This is a genomic window from Dehalococcoides mccartyi 195 (assembly GCF_000011905.1).
GTDB lineage: Bacteria > Chloroflexota > Dehalococcoidia > Dehalococcoidales > Dehalococcoidaceae > Dehalococcoides > Dehalococcoides mccartyi.
On the sequence record NC_002936.3, the window covers coordinates 175,243 to 189,488 of the forward strand.

The following is a 14,246-nucleotide window of genomic DNA, read 5'->3' on the forward strand; positions in this document are numbered from 1 at the left end:
GGGCAACACAGATAAGAAAATATAGTAATTCGGGTTTGGCCCCGGTTTCACATGGCCTGGCCCGGGCAGGGAAAAATCCCAGGGCTGGGTAGCTTTTCAACCGTCCTCATTGAAGGACCGGCTCATCTACCCCCAAGGTAATTACTTGCACTCCTATCTTCTGCATCCTTTTTAGAATAGGGCAGGATAATGATGGGATATAAGATTTCCTATCTGGACAACAGTTAGAAATTAGCGGTTGTCTGACTGCCGGCAGAAGAAAAATATGAGTGCCAAGCACTCAACAGGAGTTGTATGTCTTTCGAATCTTTCAATTTTGCTCCGGCTGTTATGGCCGGGGTCAGGGCTTGCGGTTATCAAGAGCCCACCCCCATTCAGGCCCAGGCTATTCCCCCTATTTTAGAGGGGCATGATGTTATTGGTCTGGCCCAAACAGGTACTGGCAAAACCGCGGCTTATGCTTTACCCGTTATCCAGAAAATGCTTTCTACCCCCAGGGGGCGGGTACGTACTTTGGTGCTGGCGCCTACCAGAGAGCTGGCCTGCCAGATTGCTGAGAGCTTCCGCTCGCTGGGTCAGCGCGCCCGCATCCGGGAGTGCTCTATCTACGGCGGGGTTAATATGGACCAGCAAATCCGCCGCTTACGGAGCGGGGTAGATGTGGTAGTGGCTTGCCCCGGCAGGCTTTTAGACCATATCTGGCGGGGAACTATTGATATTTGCGGGGTGGAGACCCTGATTATAGACGAGGCTGACCGCATGTTTGATATGGGTTTCCAGCCGGATATCCAGAGTATTTTGAAATGTCTGGTTCAGCCGCATCAGACCCTTTTATTTTCAGCCACCATGCCGCCGGAAGTCCGCAAGCTGACCTTGGAAACCCAGACTAATCCGGTAACTATCCAGATTGGTACTCAGGCTCCGGCAAGCAGTGTCAGCCACAGTGTTTATCCGGTGAAAAACCATCAGAAAACCCCTTTGCTGATTGAAATTCTGAAAACAACGGAAACCAAGTCTGTTTTGATATTTGCCCGCACCAAGTACGGGGCGGAAAACCTGGCTGATGAAATATCCAGAGCCGGTTTTACTACTGCATCTTTGCAGGGCAATCTTTCCCAAAACCGCCGCCATGCCGTCATGGAAGGCTTCCGCCGGGGGAATTTTAAAATTCTGGTGGCTACCGATATTGCCGCCAGGGGTCTGGATATTGACCATATTTCCCACGTGATAAATTATGATATGCCGGATACCCCTGAAGATTATACTCACCGTATCGGACGGACCGGGCGTTTTGACCGCACCGGGCAGGCCCTCAGCCTGGTGACCGGGCGTGATGGTGATATGGTAAGGGATATTCAAAAACTGATAAACAGCCCAATCCAGCGCCTCCGGGTTGATGGGTTTGATTATGCCACCACCCGTAATGACGGGCAGAACCATTCGCAGCGCCGGGGCTTTGCTCCCCGCCGGGGTTATTCGGCTGAGGGTTATAACCGCTCTGAAATGCCTGCAGCTGAAACTTCACCAAATAGTCTTACGGCTGAAATGCCCTCAGGCAATGTCAGGCCGTTTAGTCAGGCTGTCCGTTCCGGACGCCCGGCTGATTCCGCCCCCCGTTTCCGCCGGGAAGGGTACTCTGCCCCCCGCTTTGGGGGACGCCCTTCGTTTGAGGATGCCCCTATGGCAGCTAAGCCTGTAGCCAGGTTTAATGCCCGTCCTGCTTTCAGGAAAGAGGATGATGCTCAAGCTGCGGCTAAAGCCTACCCTTCATTTGGCAGGGAAACCGGAGTGACTTCGGCTGAAAATACCCGGTCTGTTTCTGAAAACCCGGAGCAGTTTTCAAGCCGCCGTCCGGCCCGCTTTAACGGCAAAGCTTCTTTTGCAAACCGCCCGGCCCGGCCGGGGAATAAAGTGGGAAAACCGCCCTTCTTCAGGCGTTCAAAACCGCCTGTTTCAGAGAACAACCCAACTTATTAGGAATAAAAGGGGAGTGCCAAAATCACTCCCCTTAATTTTCAAAAGGTTATTTGACGGACTCTATGGCGGGTGTTATATTAGCCTGATTAATACGGTGCATAAACAAAAGCTGTTTATTTTGGTATTTTGCTTTGGGATAAACTGTATCTGGTTTAAAGGAGCATAGCCTTGTCGCTGACTGTTTTGTGGATAATATTTGCCGTAATGGTGCTGTGTATGCTGGCACTGGACCTGGGCGTCTTTCACCGCCGTGCCCATGAAGTAAAAACTAAAGAAGCCCTTATCTGGAGCGGCGTCTGGATTTTGCTGGCCCTGATATTCGGCGGGCTTATATATTTCAGTATGGGCAGCGAATTCGGGCTTAATTACCTGAGCGGGTATATTATTGAGCTGTCCCTTTCGGTAGATAACCTGTTTGTGTTTATCATGATATTCTCGTACTTTTGTATTAAGCGGGAGTATCAGCACAAGGTTTTGTTCTGGGGTATTCTGGGGGCTATTATTATGCGGGCGGTTTTTATAGCGGCCGGCATTACCCTTATAGAAAACCTTAGCTGGGTACTGTATATATTCGGGGCTTTCCTTATCTATACCGGTATCCGCATGGTCAAAGACCAAAATCAGGAAATACACCCTGATAAGAACCCGCTGGTGAATTTTGTCTGCCGTATTTTGCCCATGACCAACAAACTGCACGGAGACCATTTCTTTATAAAAGAAAACGGCAGAAAACTGGCTACCCCCCTGATTCTGGTACTGGTTACCATAGAGGCTATGGATTTGGTTTTTGCCATAGATTCCATACCGGCGGTTATGGCTATTACGTTAGACCCGTTTATTGTCTTTACGTCTAACATCTTTGCGGTGATGGGCCTTAGGGCTATGTATATGGCTCTTTCGGGGATTATCCAAAAGCTGCATTATCTGCATTATGGTTTGGCTGCTATCTTGTCTTTTCTGGGTATTAAGATGCTTATCAGTGAATTTGTCCACCTGCCGGTGGCGCTTTCCTTAAGTGTGGTGGCGGTTATACTGGCGGTATCGGTTGCGGCGTCACTTCTTAAGCCGCCTAAGGAAATAAAGCCGGTTGAAGTACCTCACCCGGAGTGTCCGGTAGATGAGGGTGATAAGTAAACAACAGGGGGGCGAAAGCCCCCTTCCTTTTTCCCGGTATTATCTGGCTTGGTGTGCTTTCCCCGTGAATTTTGCCTGACTAAAATGGCATAGCTATGCGCTTTGGGGGATTCAGGTGAAATCATATGGGCAGGGCAGGAAACGGGGCTTAAAAGGGGTTCTAGCCGGGCTGGTAGCCCTCGTTCTGGGCGATGTTATCCAGATGAATGGAAACAGCGTCTTCCACTTCCGGCAGGCATTCACGTCCCAGCCGCCGTTCGTCAGTGGTCTTGATGTATGACTTACACTTTTCGCAGACATCTGCCCGCTGGTAGGGGAATACAGCAGAGTAAAAGTGGCGGAGTTTTTCAGTGTTAGCATTAGTGCAGTAGGCGCATTTTATCCGCCGGTAATTCCACTGGGTATGGCAGAGTGAGCAGAAAAGGCGGCGGGCACCGGTGTCTTTGTCCAGCCGTGAGTAGCGGGGGCTGGAGCCGCAAACGGGGCAGGTATTTTTATCCCAGCCCAGCAGGTCTACCTGCGGCTGGTAATATTTGGCCTGGGCAACCAGGAATGGCGAAACCAGATTGGTCACAAAAAACAGCAGGGTTTCAGGATTGAAGCTGGTTTTTTGGGCAAACTCAGCCAGATAGTCCAGATTGTCTGCCAGCAGGGCGGAAATAAAGCCGGATAATCCTTCAGGATGGCTTTCTATCAGCTTAAGAAGGGCTGGAGCGGGGAATTTCTCTCCGGCGGTTTGGGTAAAGGTGCGTCCCAGTTTAAGGCCTGTCTGGTGAAAAAGTTCGGCAGGGGGGCTAAGCGGAATACCTTTCAGTATATATTCCCCGGATGCCAGTTTGGCTATGGCATCTTCCTCTGAAATAAGGGGAGCCGGCTCCTCTTGCGAGGAAGCCGACTCCTGAATTGCAAAAACCTTCTGGTACAGGGCAAGTATGGTTTCCAGTTCCGGCTGAGCGGCCCTGTATCTTTCAATTTCCGAATTGATACGCTCCAGCCGATTAGTATTCATTTAGCTTGCCGGTATAACCTCAGGTGCTTTCTTGACCTGTTCGGGGGTAAGCCCCTTCATGTGGTCAGAATAAAGCGGCAGGTATTTGGCACACAGACGGAATACATACATAGCCCCGGCAATAAGGCCGAAGGTGAAGACAAATTCCAGTATGTGCGGGAAGTAGCTGCCTTCGCGGTTGGGAGCCTGAGAGATAACCAGGGTGTTTATGCGGTTTAAGACCACACCCATAATTATCAAACCGGTTGACCAGAGAAGGCCGGTGCGCGAAGTGCGGACCTTCTTTATAAAGAGCAGTATCATGGGCAGTAACATGCCGATACCTACTTCAGCTACCCAGAGTACGGTATACCAGTCACCGTTAAGGCCGGCGGCCAGGTTTCCGGTGATAGCGTAGTCAACGCCGCGGGCTGCCAGATAAACCAGCAGAATCCAGGCGATAACCAGCCCCAGTTTGGAAAGTATATCCATACGCAGGGTCATCTTCCATGAGCGGGACAGGATGATGGAGAAGTAAGTGAGTACTGCCAGACCCAGAGCCATGGCGGATACCAGGAAGAGGTGACCCATCAGCGGGCCGTGCCAGAGGGGCTGCTGAGCCGGGTTAATCAGGAACAGGGCACCCAGTGAAGACTGGTGGAGGAAGGAGAGCATAATGCCGAAGATAACCAGCGGGATAATAAAGGAGTGCTGCAGGTTACCCAGCTTCTTCCAGCCAATACGTTCAAAAATATTGTTGGAGAATTCAAGGTAGAGTACGGTCAGGTACATCATAACGCACCAGCCTACTTCAAACATGATGGACTCATGGTTCCACATCCAGATAGGATGAACAATCCGTATGGAGCGGGCAAGGTCAATCATGATGCCGATAGCGCCGATGGTGTAACACAATGCACCAATGAGAATAGCCGGCCGTACCAGGGGGCGGAATTTCTCAAAACCGAATATGTATACAATGGCAGCCATGGTAAAACCACCGGCCGCCGAGGCGATATATGCGCCTACGTCAAAGGCAACCCAAAGACCCCAGGGCCAGTTATCTGAAAGGTTGGTAATGGGACCCAGACCGTAAGCCAGTTTTAATCCGGCTACGGTTAAGGCGCCCAGAGCAAGGATAATCTGGAGGAGTCCCCATTTGCCGAATAAAGGCACGTTGGGGTTGCCGGTCTGTTCGAGCTTGTTTACCCAGCCCTTGATGGCACTGAACATGCTCTAAAGCCCTCCCTTCCTGGAAGGAGAATTCCCTTCCGTATATGCGAGTTCGCCGTTTAATTTAGCATTTAGATACTTCATGGCTTAGTCCTCAAGTACCTTGTAGCGTCCGGTAATGGTCGGTACGGTACCGTCGGCTTCTTTTTCCACCTTGACCAGGAACGCCTTGAACTCAGGAGTGGAGGAGTTGGAGTCTGCGGTGTTCGGGGCAAGTGTGTTGGCACTGTCACCCTGTGCAATTCCCATAAAGCCCCAGTGATAGGGTATAGCTACCTGATGAACAGTCTTGCCGCCAATACTGAATGGTTTAAGTCGCTTGGTAACGGCCGCAGCCACTGACACGCTGCCTCTGGCCGAGGTCAGTTTTACAATATCACCGGCTTTGATACCCTTTTCGCTGGCCAGCTGTTCGGATATTTCCACATAAGCGGCCGGGGCAAGTTCTACCAGGAAAGGCATATTGCGGGTTAGTTCTCCGCCCAGACTATGCTCAACGGTGCGTACAGTAGTGCAGATAACCGGATATTCACCGGCACTGCCCTTAGTGTCGCCCTCAAAGACCATAGCGGCCGGATTATTCTGGGTGCCGGACAGAGCATTGTCCACCGGGCTTTCCCAGGGTTCGTAATGTTCGGGCATGGGGCCGTCAGCCATAGCGGCAAAGAGTTGTCCTTGACTGCCGCTTGTGCCTTTGAAGGGCAGTCCGCCGCTCTGATTAACCGGGGGGTTATTGCCGTCAACAATGTCACCGCTCCAACCCATACCGTTCCAGCTGACAACGGGTTTAGCCGCATTGAAGGGCTGGCCGCTCAGGTCAACTGAAGCCCGGTTGTTCAGGATACGGATATTCACCGGCCAGCTCCAGGCCCAACCGGCATGGAAGACACCGGTCTGTTCGCGGCGCGCCATCTGGTTACCGGCATCTGTAAAGCTGCCGACATAAAGATTGTTGCCGCAGGCAACCGTTCCGTCCGTCCTCAGCTCTTCAGGGCTTTCAAGCTGCTGCAGGGAAGATACTTTATAGCCGTTCATCTCTTTGGCTACGTCAGCCGCAGAGGGGTTGGTGCTGTAAGTCCAGCTGAGCTTGGTGATAGCTTCTGCATTAAGAGCGCTTTCGCCCTGATAAAGGGACTGAATGCGGCTAAACAGGGAGCTGATAACCTCCAGCTCGGATTTGGCTTCACCCGGAGCATTTACGGCCTGGTTCCGCCACTGTACCCAGCGGTCGGCATTGGTTACGCTGCCTTCCTTTTCATAAGAACAGGCGGCGGGCAGCAGGAAGACTTCGGTTTGTGAACTGATGCCTTCTTTCTTCCAGAAAGCGGCAGTTTCAGATTCAAACATATCTGTCACTACCAGCCAGTCCAGTTTAGCCAGGGCTTGAGTGGCTTGAGCGGCAGCGGCACTTTCAACCACCGGGTTTGCACCCCAGGCGAAAGCACCTTTGATAGTGCCGGCAGCCATCTGCTTGATAGCATTTACATAAGAGTAATCGGTATTTGTATCTGTCTTGGGCAGGAAGCTGAAACCAAAGCCATTTGAGCTGGAGGCATTAGAGCCGTACCAGGCCTTCAAAAGGCTGGCTGCGTTCTGCTCGCTGGATTTAGCGGCAAAAGCAGCAAAATTGGTGTCATCTTCAGTGGGGGCAGATAAATAACCGGGCAGTTTGTTCCAGGCAACACCATTGTCGGCTGCACCCTGTACGTTAGATTCGCCGCCCAGGGCGAATAAACCGCCGCCGGATACGCCGATATTGCCCAGCAGCATCTGAAGTATGGCATAAGCCCGGACTGTCTGAGCGCCGGAAGTGTGCTGGGTGGAGCTCATGGCGTAGATAATAGCGCCGGCCTTGTCAGCTTTGCCGGTTGAGGCAAAAGAGGCACAGACCTTTGCAAAATCAGCCTGAGAGCAGCCACAGGTTGCGGCTACCATTTCCGGGGTGTAACGGGCATATTGCTTCTTCAAAAGCTGGAAGACACAGTTGGGGTTGGTCAGGGTTTTGTCTATTATCGGGTCGCCGTTGCTGGCTTTGGCAAAACTCCAGTTTGACTGGTCGTAAGAATGGCTGGCGGAGTTGTAACCGGTAAACATACCGTCCAAATCAGCCGGGCCCTTGAAGTTGGAATTTACTACCATGCCGGCAGTGGTGTACTCGGTAATATAAGTCAGGTTGTAATTTGCGGGGTGGGCTTCAATATCAGCAATGACATACTTGATAAGACCGCCGGTAAAGGCAATCTCCGAACCGGAGCGGGCGGCAACGAATGTGCCGGCCTTGGCCGCAGTCCGGGTCAGGCGGCAGTCAACGCTGATAAGCTCTGTCCCTTTGCCCATGGCTTCACCCAAATGGGAGAAACAGGCGGGGTAGTTTTCAGCCGGGTTACCGCCCATGTCCAAAATGACATTGGCGTTGCTGATATCCGTCCAGCTGTTGTTCATGGCATGATGCCCGAATGAAGCCGCCAGGGCTTCCAGGCTGGAAGCGGTACTCAGTCTGGCCTGGCTGTCCAGGTAGACAATACCCAGGGCGCGAAGCATCTTGGACAGCAGATAACATTCTTCGTTGTCCAGTGTAGCCCCGCCCAGTGAGGCAATAGCCTCGGTGCGGTTGACAGTCTTGCCGGCAGCATTTGTAGCTACAAACCCGCTGTCACGGCTGGCTTTTACCTTGTTGGCAATTTCACCAAGGGCCCAATCCCAGCTTTTCTCTTCCCAATCACTTGCACCGGCGGCACGGTAAAGCACCTTTTCTAGACGGTGTTTGTTATTGTGAAGCTGAATCAGTGAAGCACCCTTGGAACAGGCACTCCCCCGATTTACTGGATTATCAGGATCACCTTCCATATTGGTGAGGTTGCCGGCCGAATCGGTATAGCAGATAAATCCGCAACCGCTGGCGTCAAAGGGACAGATGGTGGTGGTTTCTTTTACCCACCGGGGGCGCGTGTCAACCATCGTGGGCTCAACACCCTTGATGGGTCCACGGAAAAGACCAGCTGTGGCAAAGAGACCCGCGGTCCCTCCGCTGATCTTGAGGAAATCTCGCCTACTAAACTGAGACCTCATCACTACCTCCTTACTAAAGGCTCTGGAGACACAATTTGTTAATATGATATACCAAGTAGTTGTTTAAACGCAAGTTAAAATCACGAATAAATTATATCCAAAGTACTAGTGCTGGGGTTTAATCAGGAATAAATCTTTTCAAAAATATTCTTTGGCTTGGAAAACCCGGTAAACCAGGCGGTCTTTAAACTGAAAATGCGGTAAAATATTCCAAAAAATCTTAGGCTCTTCCCTGACAACAGGCATAGTTCCCGCCCGCCTGGCTTTAAGATTCTGAACCGTATTTTTGCAGCCGGGTATTATGGTAAAACTGGTTTCGGCTATGTTTAAACTTGATTTGGAGTCTGCATTCCGCTATTTTTTAAGGTATGAGAATTATTGCCGGAGATGCCAAAGGCAAAAACATAATTGTACCCCAGCGTAAAGCTACCCGCCCGGCTACCGAACTGGTCAGGGGGGCTATGATGTCCATGCTGGAGGCAATAGCCGAAGACTGGAGCGAGGTGCTGGATATTTATTCCGGCAGCGGCTCTTTAGGTTTGGAAGCCCTTTCCCGCGGGGCCGGTCATGTAGATTTTGTTGAACATGAACGCGCTTGTTGTGATATAATAAAACAAAATTTGGAAACCATTGGCTGTGCAGGCCAGGCTCACGTTTATTGTTTGGATGTACCCAAGGCTATGTCCTTGCTAGGCAAGCAATATGACGTAATACTGGCAGACCCTCCGTACCGCAACCAGCAGATTGGCGAGGTACTGGAAAAGCTGGGGAATTCCAGCCTTATAGGTGAAAACACAGTTATGGCGGTTACCCATTCCGCCCATCTGACCCTGGCGGAGCGTTACGGGCGGCTTACGATGTTAAAAGAACATCGTCACGGTGATAGCCTGATTGCTATATATAGAAAGGACAGCCGTTTTGATAGCCATTTACCCGGGCCGGTTTGACCCGGTAACCCTAGGCCATCTCAGCGTCGCCAGACGCGCTTCTGGCTTTTGTGACCGGCTGATTATTGCTGTCTTTGATAATCCTGCCAAACCGGGTCTTTTTACGGCTGCCGAAAGGGTAGACCTTATTAAGCAATCCGTCAAAGACCTTCCTAATGTAGAGGTGCATTCTTTCAGCGGGCTTATGGTTAATTTTGCCCGCAGGATGGGTGTTTCACTTATAATCCGCGGCCTCAGGGTAGGGGCTGATTTTGAGCGTGAAATGGAAATGTACGTCATGAACCGCCGTCTGGACGAGGGGATTGAGCTTTGCTGTCTTTTCTCAGAGCCTCAGTATCAGTATCTCAGTGCTTCGCTTATCAAAGAAGTGGTGATGCTGGGGGGGGATTCAAGCGGGTTAATCTCGGAACATGTGGCAGATGCTTTAAAAAACAAGTTGGCGTCTGCCTAGTGTGGTATAATCAATTAATTATTTTACAGGAGGGTGTATCGCCAGAAGAAGTTTTGCTTAAGACAGATTTTGGAGGTAGAAGGAATTTATGTCGTTCAAGATAACAGATGACTGTATCAGTTGCGGAGCTTGCGAACCGGAATGCCCCAATAAGGCTATTTCGGAGGGCGAGACTATTTACATTATTGACCCTGAAAGGTGCTCTGAGTGTGTGGGTGCTTTTGAAACCCCTCAGTGTGTTGAAATCTGCCCGGTAGACTCATGTGTGAAATGCTGCAATGAATCTCACGAAGAGTTGCTGGCCAAATGGCAGAAACTGCACCCCGGCGAAAGCCCCAAGTAACAAACCGGAAATTTTAAGGCGATCTGGATAGATTGTTTTAAATAAAACAGTAAATGCCTTAGGGCCATCTGGGTTACGGCGGTTTAGTGTGCTGGTTTTGTGTTGGCTTTAGTTGAAGAAGTCCCGGATAACACCGAATTCATCAGGTAAAAGCGACAAAATCAGCGGGAACTTGTCAAGAAGTATCTGGGCAATGGCAGAGTCAGTAATGACCGAAGCGGAGCCAAAGAACTTGACCCAGATGGCCAGCAGGGCGGCAGTAAAAATGCCGGAAACCAGCAAACCGAATATTGCGCCCCCCAGCCGATTTATCCAGTTAAGGAAAGTCGGCTTTATTATGGCATCAAGCAGCTTGGCAATGATAGTGGTGGCTGCCCAGATGACCATGAGTACCAGTAGGAAAGCCACTATATTGGCCCACTCCGGGCTGGATATAAAACTGAGCCATTCGGCTACTGTGGGGTAGAAACGCCCTGCCAGTATAATGCCGATAATCAGCCCCACCAGATGCAGAAAGTTGCGTATCAGGCCGGTAAAAAAGCCGCTTACGGTCTGAATACCCAGTACTATCAGTAAAACTATATCTAGCCAGTTCATAGCTTTGATTAAAGCATATCTGCATGGGTAAACGCAATAGCCGGATTGGTCTGGATTTGTCAGCCGTATTTAAGCAGGTCTTGGGCTAAAGGGAGATTAGCCCTTTCCCAGCTCTACCGAACGGTCAAAAGCCGCTTTGGCAGCCTTAATCACGGTTGTTTCCAGTCCGGCTTGCTCAAATACCTTTATAGCTTCGGCGGTAGTGCCGCCGGGAGAGGTTACATTTTTGCGGAGCTGGGCAAGCGGCAGGCCGGATTTTTCCGCATAAACAGCCGAACCGGCGGCTGTCTGGGATACCAGTACCGTTGCTTCCTCAGGGGTAAAGCCCATTTCCTGAGCCGCTTTTTCCAGACTTTCCATAAACAGGAAGAAATAAGCCGGGCCTGAACCTGAGATGGCGGTAGCCGCATCCAGCATGGTTTCTTTGCCGGTATATATTTCTTTGCCCATGGCGGAAAGTATGCTTTTAGCTTGTTCTTTCTGGGCGGGGCTTACCGCCGGCAGGGCAGTCCAGACGCTCATGCCCATGCCTATCATAGCCGGGGTGTTGGGCATAACCCTTACTACGGCTTTGTGTTCAAGCCCGCCGGACAGTTTACTTAGAGTTGCCCCGGCAATAATGGATATGACCAGCTGTGTCTCTGCCAGTTTGCCCTTAAGTCCGGCGCTCAGTTCAGCCAGGTTCTGGGGTTTTATAGCCAGCAGGACTACTTCGGCGTTTTTTATGGCCTCCGGGTTTGAAGGGGTGGTCTTTATGCCATAGGTATTTTCAAGGAAAGTGCGGCGTTCGGCTTTAATCTCACTTACGGTAATATCCTTAGGCGGGCAGATATTCTTTTGGATAAGGGCGCCCAAAATGGCCTCGCCCATATTTCCCCCGCCGATAAATGCTATTTTCATATTATTTCACCACAATATTTACTAATTTGCCGGGTACATATATGACAGACGCCGGGGTTTTGCCCTGCAGGTGGGGTTTGACTCTGGTGCTGTTTAAGGCAGTTTCCTTAGCTTCGTCCTCCGAGATACCGGCCGGCATTTCCAGCCTTTCGCGGAGTTTGCCGTTTACCTGGATAATCAGGGTAATCACTTCGTCTTTAGCCAGTTCTTCGTCCCACTTAGGCCAGCTCTGGTTGTGAATGGAATATTCCATGTCCAGATTTGCCCAGAGTTCCTCGGCAATATGGGGGGCAACCGGGGCAAGCATAAGGGCAAAAGTTTTAAGGCTGTTTTGCCAGCTTTCCGCCGAGACGGCGGCAGCCTCTTTAAACTTGGCCAGGCTGTTTGAAAGCTCCATCAGGGCGGCCACTACCGTATTGAAACGCAGCCGTTCAATATCCATAGTTATCTTTTTGATAGTCTGGTGGAGGGTGCGCTTAAGTTCGCGTTCCGCTTCAGCCGAGGCGGTTTGGGGGGTGTATTCTTCTGTAAACAAGTTCCAGACCCGGTTCAGCCAGCGGCTCATACCCGAAAGGCCGGAATCATTCCATTCCCCGCCCTGATCCCACGGGCCCACAAACATCAGATAAGCCCTGACGGCGTCTGTGCCTACCTCTGCCACCAGATTATCCGGGGTAACTACATTCCCCTTTGATTTGCTCATTTTCTGGTGGTTGCTGACGATAATGCCCTGATTAAAAAGCTTTTTAAAGGGTTCGCCGAAGTCTATTATGCCCATATCCCGCAGGGCTTTGGTGAAGAAACGGGAATAAAAAAGGTGCATAACGGCGTGTTCGGCACCGCCGGTATAAAGGTCTACCGGCATCCAGTACCGCAGTTTTTCCGGGTCAAACGGCCCTTTGTCATAACCGGGGCTGGTATAACGCAGGAAATACCACGAAGAACACATGAAGGTATCCATGGTATCTGTTTCACGTTTAGCCTTACCCCCGCAGACCGGGCAGGTGGTATTTACAAAGCCTTCATTATATTTCAGGGGGGATTCGCCCCCGCTGCGGAACTCTACATCTTCCGGCAGAAGCACCGGCAGGTCTTTTTCAGGTACGGGTACAATGCCGCACTTTTCGCAGTAGATCATGGGTATGGGGGCGCCCCAGTAACGCTGGCGGGAAATAAGCCAGTCACGCAGTTTGTAGTTTACGGTTTTTTTGCCCCAGCCGTGTTCCGCCAGATAGTCACATACCTTTTCTTTGCCTTCGGTATTGGGCAGGCCGTTAAACGGGCCGGAATTCTGCATAACCCCTTCATTTATATAGGCGGCTTCAAGGGGCTGGCCGTCATAATCCGGCGGGGCAATTACAGTTATAACCGGCAAGTCGTATTTTTGGGCAAAGACAAAATCACGCTCGTCATGGGCGGGCACGCCCATAACCGCCCCGGTGCCGTAACTCTGGAGAACATAATCACCAATCCAGACGGGTACTTTATGGCCGTTTACCCGGTTGGTCACGTATGCACCGGTAAAAACGCCGTCTTTTTCCCTTTCGGTGGAAAGGCGCTCAATCTCAGTGCAGGCGCGGGATTTCTTTATATATTCATCCACCGCCGCTTTGTTTTCGGGGGTGGTAATCTTTTCAACCAGAGGGTGTTCGGGTGCCAGTACCATAAAGGTCACCCCGTAAATAGTGTCAGGGCGGGTGGTAAAGACCTTTATCTCCTGTTCGGGCGCAGCCGGGCAGTCCAGGGCAAAGGATACTTCCGCCCCGTAGCTTTTGCCTACCCAGTTTCTCTGCATGGCGGTTATTTTTTCCGGCCAGTCCAGGCCGTCATGGTCTTTCAGTTCATCAGCATAGTTGGTAATGCGGAAAAACCACTGTTCAAGGTCACGGCGGGTGGTGGGGGTTTCACATCTCCAGCAGGTGCCGTCTACCACCTGTTCGTTGGCCAGCACCGCCTGACAGCTGGGGCACCAGTTTACCGGGGCTTTGGCGCGGTAAGCCAGCCCGGCTTCATACAGCTTTAAGAAGAACCACTGAGTCCACTTGTAGTATTCGGGCAGGCAGGTTATAACCTCTCTGTCCCAGTCAAACATAGCGCCGATAGTTTTAAGCTGGCGGCGCATATTTTCCACATTATTCAGCGTCCAGATACGGGGGTGGATATGGTGCTTGATGGCGGCGTTTTCCGCCGGCAGGCCGAAAGAGTCAAAACCCACCGGGCGCATTACGTTAAAGCCGTTTAAGCGTTTGTATCTGGCAAAACAGTCCGCCGGGACTTCGGCATACCAGTGGCCTATATGGAGGTTGCCAGAAGTATAAGGGAACATGGTAAGGGAGTACCATTTGGGTTTGGGGCTGTCTTCACCGGCGTGGTAAAGGCGGTCTGCCGCCCATTTATCCTGCCACTTTTTTTCTGTTTCCTGCGGATTATATTTTTCGGCCATTTCTGTTTTCCTATCTGAGATATCAGATTATATTACCCCGTACTGCCGGTGCTTTCAAGTTTGGGGCGGCTTTTCGGGGCTATTTCTATATTGGGCAGGAATTGGGTAAAATGAAGCAGACCTGAAAATGTGCTATATATAAATAGAAAGGCTGGCCGTAAGTG

The 14,246-nt window shown here is 51.1% G+C and carries 11 protein-coding genes; 5 read left to right on the plus strand and 6 right to left on the minus strand.

Translation table 11 applies throughout. The features are described from left to right. Nucleotides 1–294 precede the first annotated feature (294 nt). Nucleotides 295–1,977, plus strand: coding sequence for a DEAD/DEAH box helicase (locus DET_RS01060; RefSeq protein WP_010935986.1), 1,683 nt, complete (start codon nt 295–297; stop codon nt 1,975–1,977). A gap of 168 nt (nt 1,978–2,145) precedes the next feature. Beyond that, a complete protein-coding gene (locus tag DET_RS01065) occupies nt 2,146–3,111 on the plus strand; it encodes a TerC family protein (protein WP_010935987.1) in 966 nt (321 codons plus the stop codon). A gap of 160 nt (nt 3,112–3,271) precedes the next feature. Here the strand turns inward: DET_RS01065 and DET_RS01070 are convergent, their stop codons facing one another. The 3 genes from DET_RS01070 to fdnG all read right to left on the minus strand — a co-directional run bounded on the left by DET_RS01070 (nt 3,272) and on the right by fdnG (nt 8,401). Beyond that, complete coding sequence (locus DET_RS01070; protein ID WP_010935988.1) at nt 3,272–4,120, minus strand: formate dehydrogenase accessory protein FdhE; 849 nt, start codon at nt 4,118–4,120, stop codon at nt 3,272–3,274. Beyond that, a complete protein-coding gene (gene nrfD, locus DET_RS01075; protein ID WP_010935989.1) occupies nt 4,121–5,332 on the minus strand; it encodes an NrfD/PsrC family molybdoenzyme membrane anchor subunit in 1,212 nt (403 codons plus the stop codon). It lies immediately after the preceding gene. An 87-nt stretch (nt 5,333–5,419) separates the two neighbouring features. Next, a complete protein-coding gene (fdnG, locus tag DET_RS01080) occupies nt 5,420–8,401 on the minus strand; it encodes a formate dehydrogenase-N subunit alpha (RefSeq protein WP_010935990.1) in 2,982 nt (993 codons plus the stop codon). A 368-nt stretch (nt 8,402–8,769) separates the two neighbouring features. Here fdnG and rsmD point away from each other — a divergent pair, with 368 nt between their 5' ends. The 3 genes from rsmD (at nt 8,770) to DET_RS01095 (ending at nt 10,142) form a co-directional block, all read left to right on the plus strand. Further along, nucleotides 8,770–9,348, plus strand: coding sequence for a 16S rRNA (guanine(966)-N(2))-methyltransferase RsmD (gene rsmD / locus DET_RS01085; RefSeq protein ID WP_010935992.1), 579 nt, complete (start codon nt 8,770–8,772; stop codon nt 9,346–9,348). Next, a complete protein-coding gene (gene coaD / locus DET_RS01090) occupies nt 9,320–9,799 on the plus strand; it encodes a pantetheine-phosphate adenylyltransferase (protein ID WP_010935993.1) in 480 nt (159 codons plus the stop codon). The genes rsmD and coaD overlap by 29 nt, the downstream gene beginning before the upstream one ends. An 88-nt stretch (nt 9,800–9,887) precedes the next feature. Then, nucleotides 9,888–10,142 carry a YfhL family 4Fe-4S dicluster ferredoxin gene (locus tag DET_RS01095; RefSeq protein WP_010935994.1) on the plus strand — a complete coding sequence of 85 codons (255 nt, stop codon included), beginning with the start codon at nt 9,888–9,890 and terminating at the stop codon, nt 10,140–10,142. Nucleotides 10,143–10,250: 108 nt separating this feature from the next. Here the strand turns inward: DET_RS01095 and DET_RS01100 are convergent, their stop codons facing one another. The 3 genes from DET_RS01100 to leuS all read right to left on the minus strand — a co-directional run bounded on the left by DET_RS01100 (nt 10,251) and on the right by leuS (nt 14,082). Further along, nucleotides 10,251–10,739: a CvpA family protein gene (locus tag DET_RS01100; protein WP_010935995.1), complete on the minus strand. Its 489-nt coding sequence runs from the start codon at nt 10,737–10,739 to the stop codon at nt 10,251–10,253. A 96-nt stretch (nt 10,740–10,835) separates the two neighbouring features. Next, the gene (gene proC / locus DET_RS01105; protein ID WP_010935996.1) at nt 10,836–11,639 is read right to left on the minus strand and encodes a pyrroline-5-carboxylate reductase; all 804 of its coding nucleotides are present in this window, start codon (nt 11,637–11,639) and stop codon (nt 10,836–10,838) included. 1 nt (nt 11,640) lies between these two features. Then, on the minus strand, nt 11,641–14,082 hold the full coding sequence (gene leuS / locus DET_RS01110; RefSeq protein WP_010935997.1) for a leucine--tRNA ligase: 2,442 nt from the start codon (nt 14,080–14,082) through the stop codon (nt 11,641–11,643). Nucleotides 14,083–14,246 lie beyond the last annotated feature (164 nt).

Coding starts and splice junctions, on each gene's coding strand:
- DET_RS01100 (WP_010935995.1), bottom strand. CDS start 10,739: ATGAACTGGCTAGATATAGTTTTACTGATAGTACTGGGTATTCAGACC.
- nrfD (WP_010935989.1), bottom strand. CDS start 5,332: ATGTTCAGTGCCATCAAGGGCTGGGTAAACAAGCTCGAACAGACCGGC.
- fdnG (WP_010935990.1), bottom strand. CDS start 8,401: ATGAGGTCTCAGTTTAGTAGGCGAGATTTCCTCAAGATCAGCGGAGGG.
- DET_RS01095 (WP_010935994.1), top strand. CDS start 9,888: ATGTCGTTCAAGATAACAGATGACTGTATCAGTTGCGGAGCTTGCGAA.
- DET_RS01070 (WP_010935988.1), bottom strand. CDS start 4,120: ATGAATACTAATCGGCTGGAGCGTATCAATTCGGAAATTGAAAGATAC.
- DET_RS01060 (WP_010935986.1), top strand. CDS start 295: ATGTCTTTCGAATCTTTCAATTTTGCTCCGGCTGTTATGGCCGGGGTC.
- rsmD (WP_010935992.1), top strand. CDS start 8,770: ATGAGAATTATTGCCGGAGATGCCAAAGGCAAAAACATAATTGTACCC.
- proC (WP_010935996.1), bottom strand. CDS start 11,639: ATGAAAATAGCATTTATCGGCGGGGGAAATATGGGCGAGGCCATTTTG.
- leuS (WP_010935997.1), bottom strand. CDS start 14,082: ATGGCCGAAAAATATAATCCGCAGGAAACAGAAAAAAAGTGGCAGGAT.